This is a genomic window from Campylobacter concisus, assembly GCF_902460625.1.
Classification (GTDB): Bacteria; Campylobacterota; Campylobacteria; order Campylobacterales; family Campylobacteraceae; genus Campylobacter_A; species Campylobacter_A concisus_AD.
Genome location: NZ_CABPUT010000006.1, coordinates 104,186 through 116,097, shown reverse-complemented (window position 1 = coordinate 116,097; position 11,912 = coordinate 104,186). Strand labels below are relative to the sequence as shown.

Annotated in this window: 11 protein-coding genes; 6 read left to right on the top strand and 5 right to left on the bottom strand. The window is 39.8% G+C overall.

The features are described 5' to 3' along the window. The first annotated feature begins 43 nt into the window (after positions 1–43). The gene (hpf, locus tag F3G69_RS05030) at positions 44–571 is read left to right on the top strand and encodes a ribosome hibernation-promoting factor, HPF/YfiA family (RefSeq protein ID WP_021090930.1); all 528 of its coding nucleotides are present in this window, start codon (positions 44–46) and stop codon (positions 569–571) included. A 665-nt stretch (positions 572–1,236) separates the two neighbouring features. On the opposite strand, the gene F3G69_RS05025 is transcribed toward hpf, so the two are convergent. Beyond that, positions 1,237–1,770 carry a DUF1523 family protein gene (locus F3G69_RS05025; RefSeq protein WP_149714596.1) on the bottom strand — a complete coding sequence of 178 codons (534 nt, stop codon included), beginning with the start codon at positions 1,768–1,770 and terminating at the stop codon, positions 1,237–1,239. A 71-nt stretch (positions 1,771–1,841) separates the two neighbouring features. After that, positions 1,842–4,073: a nitric-oxide reductase large subunit gene (locus F3G69_RS05020; RefSeq protein ID WP_149714595.1), complete on the bottom strand. Its 2,232-nt coding sequence runs from the start codon at positions 4,071–4,073 to the stop codon at positions 1,842–1,844. 197 nt (positions 4,074–4,270) lie between these two features. Between F3G69_RS05020 and F3G69_RS05015 the strand changes: the two genes are divergently transcribed. From F3G69_RS05015 to F3G69_RS05000, 4 genes are all read left to right on the top strand, one after another. After that, positions 4,271–5,326, top strand: coding sequence for an ABC transporter substrate-binding protein (locus F3G69_RS05015; RefSeq protein ID WP_149714594.1), 1,056 nt, complete (start codon positions 4,271–4,273; stop codon positions 5,324–5,326). 3 nt (positions 5,327–5,329) lie between these two features. Beyond that, positions 5,330–6,337, top strand: coding sequence for a FecCD family ABC transporter permease (locus F3G69_RS05010; RefSeq protein WP_148817087.1), 1,008 nt, complete (start codon positions 5,330–5,332; stop codon positions 6,335–6,337). Then, on the top strand, positions 6,337–7,110 hold the full coding sequence (locus F3G69_RS05005) for an ABC transporter ATP-binding protein (RefSeq protein ID WP_149714593.1): 774 nt from the start codon (positions 6,337–6,339) through the stop codon (positions 7,108–7,110). The genes F3G69_RS05010 and F3G69_RS05005 overlap by 1 nt, the downstream gene beginning before the upstream one ends. Positions 7,111–7,191: 81 nt before the next feature. Continuing rightward, a complete protein-coding gene (locus F3G69_RS05000; protein ID WP_149714592.1) occupies positions 7,192–7,398 on the top strand; it encodes an excalibur calcium-binding domain-containing protein in 207 nt (68 codons plus the stop codon). A gap of 70 nt (positions 7,399–7,468) precedes the next feature. On the opposite strand, the gene recG is transcribed toward F3G69_RS05000, so the two are convergent. From recG to F3G69_RS04985, 3 genes are read right to left on the bottom strand one after another with little or no spacing between them, the layout of a single operon-like run. After that, on the bottom strand, positions 7,469–9,286 hold the full coding sequence (recG, locus tag F3G69_RS04995) for an ATP-dependent DNA helicase RecG (protein WP_149714591.1): 1,818 nt from the start codon (positions 9,284–9,286) through the stop codon (positions 7,469–7,471). Next, the gene (locus F3G69_RS04990) at positions 9,276–10,505 is read right to left on the bottom strand and encodes a M16 family metallopeptidase (RefSeq protein ID WP_149714590.1); all 1,230 of its coding nucleotides are present in this window, start codon (positions 10,503–10,505) and stop codon (positions 9,276–9,278) included. The genes recG and F3G69_RS04990 overlap by 11 nt, the downstream gene beginning before the upstream one ends. Next, a complete protein-coding gene (locus tag F3G69_RS04985) occupies positions 10,506–11,552 on the bottom strand; it encodes a dehypoxanthine futalosine cyclase (protein ID WP_087579812.1) in 1,047 nt (348 codons plus the stop codon). A gap of 132 nt (positions 11,553–11,684) precedes the next feature. Here F3G69_RS04985 and F3G69_RS04980 point away from each other — a divergent pair, with 132 nt between their 5' ends. Further along, complete coding sequence (locus F3G69_RS04980; protein ID WP_149714589.1) at positions 11,685–11,897, top strand: hypothetical protein; 213 nt, start codon at positions 11,685–11,687, stop codon at positions 11,895–11,897. Positions 11,898–11,912: the final 15 nt, after the last annotated feature.

Below are 11,912 nucleotides of genomic sequence, written 5' to 3'. Positions count from 1 at the left end.
TTAGCGTGTTATAATCATCTTACTTTCTATAAAGGAGATTACGATGAACATAAGCATTGTAGGAAAACAATTTGAGCTAACAGAGCCAATCAAAAACTATATCCAAGACGCTTTTGATACGCTTGGTAAATACAATCTCGACATCATCTCAGCAAGATGTGTTGTGGCAGCCGATGAAAAACAAGGAAAAAAAGGCTTTAATGCAGAATTTTCTCTAAATATGGCTCATAAAGACACCATAGTCGTTCGCCAAAAAGATAAAGATCTTTACGCTGCGATCGATCTTGCTATCGAAAAAGCATCAAAAGTTTTAAGAAGAGAGCATGATAAGAAATTTACCGTAAAAGGTAAGGCTGACGATAAAGAATTTCGCTCAAGAATAGGTGAAGAAAAGATCGAAGGTGTTGAAGAGATCGTGCCTATGGAGCTTGAAATTTATAAACCACTTGAAGTAGAAGAAGCACTTGAAAAACTAAAATCAAGCGATAAACAATTTTATGTATTTAACGACGTTGACGCAAAAATGCGTGTGATCTACAAAAGAACAGACGGAACTTTCGGTCTTTACTAAAAATAGGGGCAGCTTTGCCCCTAGAATTTATGCCAATCTACTATAAATTTCTTCCTATAGTCCAAAACCCTGCTTACAAAGACTGCTACGCCAGCAGATGGCTTTAAATTTAAAATTTTACCCAAGCGTTTGAGCGATCCTTTAAGCGTTAAAAATCCAACTATATTTTTGTAAATTTTATGAGTAATTTTTATTTAGCTTTGTTGATGAGACTATTAAGGTTGCAAAAAATCTTATCAAATTATCAATTTTGGTTTTTAACTCAACGTCCAAACATAATGAAAGAGTACTTTAAAAATCAAAAAAATGTCTAAAAATTTACAGAATAGATATTCTTGCGTAAGATAGATCTAGATACAAGAAGGCTTCCCTGTAAGTCATTTTAAGAAGATCTTGGCAAACTAAAACTAGGTCACAACTGATTAATGGCAAGGCAAAGAATTAAATGCCATAAAAAAGCGGGTGTTTTTCTTAAACATAATCTAGATGTAGAATTTTATTTTATAGACTGAGAAAGCGTAGATAAATATAACAAATGGCATAGCAGAGCAAACAAACTAAAAATATACTTGATAGCGTCAGAAATTTTTAAAGATAAAAGAGAAACAAAGCCCTCTCTTTGATTTTTAAAATATCAAATAGCTAAAAAAATACTATCTATTTCTCTAAATTTTACTAGTTTTTGGTCTAAAGGCCTTATTTATCTTTCTTATCCAAATGATTAGCGAGATAAACAAGATAAAGTAAAATACATAGCTAGCTACCGGCCAACTAGTATCTGTACCACTTTCTTTTAGTGAGATGACATTTCTAAACTCTTGAAGCATAGAAATTCTATATCCATAATATTTTACAGTTACGTTTTTATCGCTATTTGCAAAGCCTTGAGCCTTAGCTTGTACATCAGCTGAGTTAAATTTAAAATAAAACGGAAATCCCCATGCAGTATCTTCATTTCTATAAGCCATGACTTTATTTGAATTATTAGAATCTTTAGTGTAGATAAAATAAACATCTCTAGTAGGGCCATCAGCCGGATTTTTAGCGTCGATGATACCATCTTTGTCCATACGTTTGACATCGCCACCTGTGATTTGCACATTTGCATAGTGTGGAAACGAATAATCAACTACAAGAGCCAAAAAAGAGTGTAAGAGTACGATAAAAATAACGCAAATTCTTTTAAAAAATGTAATCATTTCTTTCCTTTTAAATTTGCGTTATTTTATGAAAAGATAGCTTAATAAAGGGGCAAAATACCCCTTTAGTTTTAAGCTTTTTTATTAAGCATAAATTTTAGAAGTTGTGCAAGGAAGCTGATTCCACCGATTATTAAAATCGTATCGCCAATCATTCTTACCCATCTTAAATTTTGTAAGTGTGATTGTTGTAAAAGCTCAGCGCTTCTTGCATACCACATGCCTTGCTCTAGGCTTGCAAATGCTTGATAAATTCCTATTGGAAGTAGTGAAAGCACGATCATTAGCATAAGGCCTATATTTAAGCCCCAAAAGCCTACTTTCATAAGCTTCTCGTCAAATTCTTGACCTTTGAATAGATAAGTAGCTACTAGCCAAACAAATCCAAGTGCCAAAAATCCATAAACACCAAATAGCGCAGCATGTCCGTGAACTGGAGTCGTATTTAGACCTTGGATATAAAATAGTGAAATCGGAGGATTGATTAAAAATCCAAATACACCAGCGCCTAGCATATTCCAGAAAGCAACTGCGATAAAGCAGTAAAGTGGCCATTTTAATGTCTTAGCCCAAGTTTGAGCAAACTGAAGTCTGTAGTGCTCATAAGCTTCAGCACCAAGCAATACAAGAGGAACTACCTCAAGTGCTGAGAAACTAGCGCCAACTGCCATTATAGGTGTTGTAGTGCCCGCAAAATATAAGTGGTGGAAAGTTCCTGGAATTCCGCCTACTAAGAAAAGTGATGCACTCGCAAGTGTTGAAAACGTAGCAAATCTCTTTGAAACAAGACCAAGACTAACAAACACAAAAGCAAGTGAAGCGGTAGCAAAGACTTCAAAAAAGCCTTCAACCCAAAGGTGTACAACCCACCAACGCCAGTATTCCATCACTGGAAGTGGACTTCTTTGACCGTAAAATAATCCTGCTCCATAAAATAATCCAACTGCAACAGCTGAAGCTGCAAAGATAGCAAGTAAATTTTTGTCACCTTTGTTCTTAAATCCGCCGATAAATCCGCGAAGTAAAAGTAGCATCCAAATGACAAGGCCAACAAATAAAATAATTTGCCAAACACGTCCAAGCTCGATATATTCATATCCTTGGTGTCCAAACCAGAAGCTTAAATTTATAGGCATAATATTTGCGATCGCTAAATACTCGCCAGCAAAACTGCCAACTACAAGGATTAGTAGTGCGTAAAATAATAAATCTACGCCAAGCTTTTGGAATTTTGGATCTTTACCGCCATTTATAATAGGTGCTAAGAAAAGACCGCCTGCTAAAAATCCTGTCGCAATCCAGAAAATACTAGCCTGAATGTGCCATGTTCTAGCAAGTGAATAAGGAATATAAGCTGATAAATTTATACCGTAAAATTCTTGTCCTTCTACTGTATAGTGAGCTGTAAAGCCGCCTATTAAAATTTGGAATGCAAAAAGAGCCAAAGTTACAAAAAGATATTTTTTAAGAGCTTTTTGAGATGGAGTTAGGCTTAATTTACTAAGCGGATCCTCGCTAATAGCTTCCAACTTTTCATCATCTTTTTTACCATAAAAAGAGCTAAACCAAACAAGAAATCCAATACCAGCAATAAGTATTACAACACTTGCGATTGACCAAAAGATATTTTCGCTTGTTGGTACATTATCAATTAGTGGCTCATGTGGCCAGTTATTTGTGTATGTAGCATCGCTATTAGGTCTATTTGCTGCGGTTGCCCAGGCTGACCAGAAGAAAAAGTTATTAAGATCATCTCTATCAGAAGCATTTGGAAGAGTATTTTCTTTCATCGCATAAGCTTCTCTTAAAGATTTAAACTTAGGGTCATTTCCAAAAAGTGATGAATACTCTTGGCTTACTTGCTTAATAGCCTTTAATCTATCACTACTAAGTACGATTTTATCGTCTTTTACGCCATTTTCTCGGTACTCTTTTTTAAGTAGAACTTTTAGATTTGCTTTTTGCTCATCATTTAAGTCAGCATATTTTGAGTGGTAAATTTCATCTGCTTTTAACTCTAAAAATATAACTAACTCTTTGTGAAGCCAGTCCGCACTCCAATCAGGTGCTTGATATGCACCGTGTCCCCAAACAGAGCCAACTTGCATACCTCCTATGCTTTGCCATGCCTCTTGACCTTTATAGATGCTCTCTTTGTCGATCACGACATTGCCATTCTCATCTGTAAAATTTACAACTGGTGGCGAGCTTCTATAAACCTCAACGCCGTAGTAGCCTAAAATACTAAAGCAAATTACTAGTACTGCAACAAGTGCTAGCCAATACTTTTTGTATTCACGCATTGATTCTCCTTTTTTAAAAATTTTAAGGCGAAGTTTATCTTATTTTAAAAAAGCAGCTAATGATATATGTCAATAAAAGATATATATTGTCTTAATAAAAATTTTAAAAAATTTATGAAATTTGCGGAATTTTACATAGAATTAACCTAAAAATTATTAATATACAACTTTGTATTTTTAAAATAAAGGAAAAAAATATGCAAAGAAATTTTTTGCAAAAAATGGCTAAATTTAGCCTTGTCGCTTCACTTTTTATGGCTCTTAACCTAAACGCTGCTGAGTCTGCTAGAAGCATAACCGATATGCAAGGCGTCAAAGTAGGCGTGCCTGAGAAGGTTGAGAAGATCGCTGCTCTTTGGCACGCAAACAACGAGATCATCCTAGCGCTTGGCGGCATGGATAAAGTAGTCACCACAACAGATCTTATCAAGAAAAACAAGTGGTTTGCCCTTGTCTATCCAAAAGTAAAAGACCTTCCAGCTGCGCTAAATGGCAAAGATATCCAGGTAGAAGAGCTAGTTAAGCTAGCACCTGATGTTGTCATAGTTTCTAGCAAAAACTACCAAGAAGAGCTTACTAAAAATGGCTTTAGTGCTGTAAATATGATATATAGAGACTATCCAGATATGGAAAAAAGTATCTATGCAACAGCTGAAGTTATCGGCACTGACAAGGCTAGAGCTTTGGCTGAAAAGCTTTCAAACAAGATCCACGAGAACTCAAAATTTGTAGAAGCCAAAACAAAAAATATCCCAGCTGATAAGCGTCCAAAAGTACTTCACCTTCTTGGTGGCGCAAATTTATTAAAAGTTGATGGTACAAACACTATCCAAAACACTTGGATAAATTTAGCTGGCGGCAAAAACGCAGTGGCAAAAGAGGGCTCTATGATCGAGCTTACAGCTGAAGAGATCATCAATGCAAATCCTGATATCATCATCGTTGGCGGCAACGACACAGACGCTTTAATAAAAAATGTCAAAGAGCACCCTGCATTTTCAGGCTCAAATGCTGTGAAAAATGGCAAAATTTACGGCAATCCAAAAGGTGTATTTGCTTGGGATAGATATGGCGCTGAGAGTGTGCTTCAAATTTTATGGGCAGCAAAAACTATTCAACCTGATCTTTTCAAAGACCTAGACATGAAAGCAAAAACAAAAGAGTTTTATAAAGAGTTTCTAGGTCACGAGCTTAGCGACACCGAGTATGGCTACATGCTAAAAGGTCTAAACCCTGATGGCAGCAGCAAATAATATATGAAAAACGCAAATTTTTCAATAGTTGTTATCTTTTTAGCTCTACTAACGCTTGTTTGCGCCTTTGTCGCACTTGGCGTTGGTAGATTTTACATACCTTTTAACGACGTCTTTAGCGTGCTAGCTCACAGCTTTGGTTTTGGAGATGGCGCAGCTAGCAACATCACAAACGTGATAGAAAATTTACGCATCCCACGTATCATCGCAGCCATCCTTGTTGGAGCTGCTCTTAGCGTGAGTGGTGCAGCCTATCAAGGCGTCTTTAAAAACCAGCTAGTTAGCCCAGATCTTCTAGGCGTCTCGGCTGGTGCTTGCGTGGGTGCTGCAACTGCCATTATCTTTGATCTATCGCTATTTTGGGTACAGGCTTTTGCATTTGGCTTTGGTCTAGCAGCTGTTGCTATCACTCTAGCCATACCAAAGATGATGGGGCGCACCAGCACGCTTATGCTAGTTCTTTCTGGTATCATTGTAAGCGGCCTAATGGGCTCAATAATCGGCTTTTTAAAATATGTCGCCGACCCAGAGACAAAGCTACCTGACATCGTCTACTGGCAGCTTGGAAGCCTAGCAAAGCTTGATAGCGAGAATTTAAAATTTATAGCCCCAGTGATGATCATCTGCGCCATTTTACTAATCGCCATGAGCTGGCGTATAAATTTACTCTCTCTTGGCGACGAGAGTGCAGCAAGACTTGGCGTAAACGTAGCTTTTGAACGTGCTATCGTTATCATTTGCGCTACGCTTCTTACAGCATGCAGCGTCTGCATAAGCGGAATAGTCGCTTGGGTGGGGCTCCTCATGCCACACCTAGCACGCATGCTAGTTGGCGCAAACAACATAAAAAGCATGCCAGCAAGTATATTTATGGGTGCGATGTTTTTACTATTTGTAGATACATTAGCTCGTAGCATAAGCGTGAGCGAAGTGCCTCTTGGCGTACTTACTGGCTTTATCGGCACGGTATTTTTCGTCTGGGTCTTGTGGCGAAATAAAAAGGTTGCGTGATGCTTGAAGTTAGAAATTTAAACTTTAGCTACCCAAATGGGGCTGGCAAACTAGAAAATGTAAATTTAAAGATAGGCGCAGGTGAGATTTTAACCATACTTGGTCGAAATGGAGCTGGCAAATCAACAACTCTTGGGCTAATAAGCGGCTCGCTAAAGCCAGTTTCAGGAGAAATTTTTCTTGATGGCAAAAACGTTGATAGCCTAAGCAACAAGGAGCGCGCTAAGATCATAGCGTATGTCGCTCAAAGCGAGGTTACCGAGTATGAATACACTGGACTTGAGTTCATTACGATGGGACGCGCGGCGCATCTTGGCATCTTTGCAAGACCTAGCAAAGAGGATGAGCAGATCGCTAAAATTTACACCAAAAAGCTTGAGATCGAGCACCTTGAAGAGAAATTTATCACTCAAATGAGTGGCGGTCAAAAGCAGATGTGTATGATCGCGCGCGCGATGGCTGCGCAACCAAAGATGATCATTTTTGACGAGCCAACGAGCGCGCTTGATTTTGGCAACCAGTATAAATTTTTACGCACCGTTAAGTGGCTAAAAGAGCTTGGCTACTCAGTCGTGCTAACCACTCACAACCCTGATTTTGCCGTGCTTCTTGGCGGATATGTCGCACTTGTAAAAGGTGATGGAAATGTTGAGTTTGGCACGGTTAATGAGATCATAAGAAGCGAAAATTTAAGCAAACTTTACGGACTAAACTTAAACGTAAGCTATATCGACGAAGTAAAAAGAGAGTGCTGTCTAACATATCCTCTTTAAATTTATACTCTCAAAAGAGAAATTCTTTTGAGAGCACTTTTTGTATTGTTTTTCTTATTTAATACTGCCTTTGGAGTAAAAATGAAAAAAGTAGTTTTTATTTTATTTTTTGCATTGATGGCAAACGCGGCGGATAAATTTGATTGTTCTAAACGCTACTGCAAAGAGATGAAGAGTTGTGAAGAAGCATATCACTATCTAAGAAAATGCGGACGCAGTGGGTTTGACCGTGATCGTGACGGCATACCATGCGAGAATGTATGCAAAGAGCGAAGAGTAGAAAAATAATTTTATTAAAATTTACTCCGCTAAATTTTAAAGCCAACAAAATCAAAAATTTAGATTAAGCCAAAAGCAACTAGGCATTATTTTTAGCAAGTGTCGCCACTCTAGCCTTTGCGGCCTGCGTGATATCGTCCTCGTACTCATAGAAGTTAAAGGTCGCTCCATGCTGGAAAAAGCCATTTAGTATATCGCCACTTTGGCGGTTTTTTAGATCAAGCTCGGCCACCTTAAAACCGTCATTTGTCGCGCAAAATTCTTTTAGTCTTGCTGGCGCCTCTTTTAGCTTGGTAAATAAAAAGCAGTATCCATCGCCACCGTTTCGCCCCACTCTGCCGCGCAGCTGATGAAGCGTGGCAAGCCCTAGCCGCTCAGCGCCCACGATCACTATCGTATTTAGCCTTGGTAGCGAAATACCAACCTCAACAACGGTGGTTGAGAGTAAAATTTCGCCCTCTTCTCTAAAGCGCCTTAAAATTTCCTCTTTCTCTTTGTCCTTGCCGTGCGTGACGAAGACATTTTTGAAATTCTTTAGCCAAAAGCCCTGCGCCTCACTTAGACTTTGGTAGTTTGAGCTCTCGCTGCTCTCGACTAGCGGATAGATGATGGCTACTTGAAAGCCGCTCGCAAGCTGCTTTTTGATGTGAGCTAGCAAAAAGCCAAACTCGCTAGCGCCTAAAATTTGGCTCATTATATTTTTCTTAAATGGCATCTGCTTTAAAAAGCTAAAATTTACGATCTCAGACTGGATTAAACTTAGCGTCCTAGGTATTGGCGTAGCTGAAAACTGCACGAAATTTGCTCGCTCGTCCTCGTTTGAGGCAAGCTCCTCTATCTTTTTGCGCTGGTTTGAGCCAAAGCGGTGCTGCTCATCGACCATAACAAGCGGCGAGTTTGGCAGCTCGTGAAAGAGTAGCGCATGCGTGCCAACGATCAAATTTACCCCGCTAAAGTCTATCTTTTTCTCCCCGCTTCGCACCAGCATCACGTTCATAAAAGGCGGTAGTAGCCTCTTTGCTTCGTTATAAATTTGCTCGCTTAAGATGCTTGTTGGCGCCATCAAAATGGCGCTTTGCGGATAGACGCTAAGAGCAGCTGCTAGGATCACAAGCGTCTTGCCACTTCCCACATCTCCCATTATGACGCGCCTTTTTGCCTGCACAGCGCTAAGGTCGTCTCTGATGTCATTTATGGCGTTTATCTGGTCATTTGTCGGCGTAAATGGCAAGCTTTTAAGCCAAGAGCTTATATCAAAAAGCTTGATTTTTGGGCTTTTAAAGTAGGTTTTTTTAGCACTTAGCTTTTTTATGTAGTTAAAAATTTCTACAAATTTTAAAATGTGCGCGCCCTCATTGTCGTTTTTTAGACGGTATAAAATTTGTACACTTTGCTCGTCTAGCCGCTGCAGATCAGCTAGAAATTTAGCCTCTCGCTCGCTTAAGCCCTCGGCTAATAAATTTTGTAAATTTATATATTTTAAAACAAGTTTTTTGACTTCATCATCTTTTAGCTCGGTCTTAAATTTAGGCACTATCTGGCCTACTTTTGTGGTGATTTTTGGATTTACGATCTGCCACGAGCCAAAGGCGTAGGAGCAAAGCCCATATATCGCCATCTCTTTGCCTGTCTTAAAAGCGCCGTAGTGCCAAGACTTTGCGTTAAAAATGACGATCTTTACGCTACTTTGCCACTGCTCACAAAAGGCAAGCGCCGTTAACATGCCAGGGCGCGAGGCGAGTGAGGTGATCCTTACATTTATGCAGACCTGCCCTTCTCTTGGGCTCTTAGCGATCGTCGTATCCTCAAAGCCCTTTGGTAGCACGAGAGCAAGGTCGAGTAGGCTAAGCACGCCTATTTTTAGAAGTTTTGCTCTGTCGCTTGCTTCAAATTTCATTTTTTAAAACGCAAAAACTTAGCTCGTTTATCTCTGCGTGGGCTTTTATAAAGCTATTTAGCTCACTTAGGGAAAGGGCTGAAATTTTATCCAGATCCTTTAAAAATGCCCCAAGTTCGCCATGCTCATAAAACTCGCCTTGCGCGATGTCAAGGCGCTTAAATAGCGTCTCAAGTCTAAGCGGCAACGAACCAAGTAAAAATTTCTTCGCCTGCTCAAGCTCGGCCTTGCTAACGCCTTTTTTACTAAATTTTGAAATTTCCTCTTTTATAACGGCGATCGCCTCATCTTTTTTCTCATTTTTTGTCTGCATGTAGCCGTAAAGCTGGCTGTAAGAGAGATTTAGCAAATTTCTAGCGTAGGCGCTATATGCAAGCCCTCTTTTCACGCGGATCTCCTCCATGAGCTTCGAGCCAAAGCCGCCCTCGCCTAAAATAAATGTCGCCACAGCGGCCTTGTATTTTTCTTCAGGCTTTACATCAAATGGCGCGCCAAAGTAGATGTAGGCCTGTTCGCTTTGCCTGATGATCTCGCTGCTTTCGCACTTGTCACTTGGGCTAAAGCGCTCTAGTTTTCGCACCTTGCCAGGTTTTAGAATTTCTAAAACACTAGCAAGCTCTTTTGTCTGCTTCTCGTCGATGTCGCCACCTAGCACGCAAAGCAGATTTGAAAGGTCTAAATGCTCGTTTAAAAACTTTCTCACGTCCTCAAGCATGATCGCTTTTATGCTCTTTTTAGTGCCAATACTTGGCTGAGCAAGTACGCTTTTTGGGTATAAAAGCTCAAAGAGCCCCTGCCTTGCCACGTAGTCAAAGTCGTTTTCATTTGCTGCAATCTCGCCAAGTGTGACGGTTTTGCACCTATTTAGAATTTCATCAGTTAAATTTGGAGCGCTTATAAGCTCTTTTAGCTTGCCGCACGCAAAGGCAAAGTGCTCTTTTAGGCAGTTTAGATCGATGCAAAATGTCTCAAAACCGCAGCTTGCATTTAGGCTGATCGCCCTTACTTCAAGCTCTTTGGCAAATTTAGCCGATCCTAGCTTTATATCGCCCTCGTTTAGTAAATTTGCGCTTAGTCTAGCTAGTCCTGCGAGCTTACCATTTTGAGAGCTACCAGCTGCTTTAAAAACAAGTCTGAGGCTCACTACCGGCATCGCTTTTGAGTTTTCAAAAACGACTGGAATTTTTACATTTTTTACATCGATATCTAAAATTTTCATCTAAAATTTCTCCAAAATATCATAGTTTGTGTTGCGTTTAGCTGGAATTTCTCCGACATCTTTTATAAGCTCGATCATCTGGTCTTGATTCATCCTAAAGCTTGCACCTGCCGCCTTTACGACGTTTTCTTCCATCATTGTGCTACCAAGGTCGTTTGCGCCAAAAAGAAGCGCTAGCTGACCAACGTAGCTGCCCTGTGTAACCCAGCTGCTTTGGATATTTTTAAAGTTATCCAAAAAGAGCCTTGAGACAGCAAGAAGCCTTAGATAGACATTTGAGCTTTGTTTTTTGATCTCTGGAAATTCTTGCATGAGCTTTGTATTTAGCCCCTGAAAACTCCAAAGTATAAAGGCTCTAAATCCAGCCGTTTCATCTTGTAAATTTCTGATGTGCTCCCAGTGCTCCACGATCTCACGAGTGCTCTCAACCGTGCCAAACATCATCGTCGCAGTCGTCTTCATGCCAAGCTCATGTGCCTCTTTGTGTATGCGAAGCCAGTCTGCGGTGTCGCATTTTTTTGGCGCAATGATGTCACGCACTCTATCACTTAAAATTTCTGCTCCAGCCCCTGGCATCGAGTATAGGCCCTTTTCATTTAGACGTCTTAAGACCTCTTTTGTAGAAATTTTTGAAACTCTTGCTATGTAGTCGATCTCAACGGCTGAAAAACCATGTATCGTGATGCTTGGATAGTGCTTGCTGATGTAGCCAACAAGCTCCTCGTACCACTCGATCTTTAGCTTTGGATGAACGCCACCTTGAAATAAAATTTGCGTGCCGCCGATGGCTATTAGCTCCTCGATCTTCTTGCCGATCTCCTCAAAACTTAGCACATAAGCGTCTTCTTCTTTTGCGTGGCGGTAAAATGCACAAAATTTACAATCCACCCAGCAGACGTTTGTATAGTTGATGTTGCGATCTACGATAAAGGTCGTTATGCCCTCTGGATGAAGCTCTTTTTTTCTAGCTAGCGCCATCTTGCCAAGCTCGTGAAGTGGTGCATTTTCTATAAGATCGATGGCCTCATTTACACTAAGTCTTTTCAAATTTAACCTTTTATTTTGCTTATTTTTGGGCGAGAGTTTAGCCAAAAATGCTTTTAAATATGATAAATCAGGCATTATGAAAAATTAATTTTTAAAGGCTAAAATGTTAAAAATTCTTTAAAGGAGCGAGTTATGAAAAAGATAGTATTTGCCGTTATTTGCGGACTATTTTTAGTTGGTTGTGCTAAAAATGAGCCAAAGCCAGCAGACCACGAAGGTTGCGGTTGCCCTCATCACAAAGAGACAAAAAGTGATATGCAAAAACAAGGTTGCCACCATCAAGGTTGCATGATGCAAGGCTCAATGCACGGCGATATGCAAGCCTGCCCAGCTCACGCAAAATAGATAAAGTGCCAAATG

Bases quoted from the DNA above. Each gene is read 5' to 3' on its own strand.
- hpf (WP_021090930.1), top strand. From the start codon at position 44: ATGAACATAAGCATTGTAGGAAAACAATTTGAGCTAACAGAGCCAATC.
- F3G69_RS05025 (WP_149714596.1), bottom strand. From the start codon at position 1,770: ATGATTACATTTTTTAAAAGAATTTGCGTTATTTTTATCGTACTCTTA.
- F3G69_RS05020 (WP_149714595.1), bottom strand. From the start codon at position 4,073: ATGCGTGAATACAAAAAGTATTGGCTAGCACTTGTTGCAGTACTAGTA.
- F3G69_RS05015 (WP_149714594.1), top strand. From the start codon at position 4,271: ATGCAAAGAAATTTTTTGCAAAAAATGGCTAAATTTAGCCTTGTCGCT.
- F3G69_RS05010 (WP_148817087.1), top strand. From the start codon at position 5,330: ATGAAAAACGCAAATTTTTCAATAGTTGTTATCTTTTTAGCTCTACTA.
- F3G69_RS05005 (WP_149714593.1), top strand. From the start codon at position 6,337: ATGCTTGAAGTTAGAAATTTAAACTTTAGCTACCCAAATGGGGCTGGC.
- F3G69_RS05000 (WP_149714592.1), top strand. From the start codon at position 7,192: ATGAAAAAAGTAGTTTTTATTTTATTTTTTGCATTGATGGCAAACGCG.
- recG (WP_149714591.1), bottom strand. From the start codon at position 9,286: ATGAAATTTGAAGCAAGCGACAGAGCAAAACTTCTAAAAATAGGCGTG.
- F3G69_RS04990 (WP_149714590.1), bottom strand. From the start codon at position 10,505: ATGAAAATTTTAGATATCGATGTAAAAAATGTAAAAATTCCAGTCGTT.
- F3G69_RS04980 (WP_149714589.1), top strand. From the start codon at position 11,685: ATGAAAAAGATAGTATTTGCCGTTATTTGCGGACTATTTTTAGTTGGT.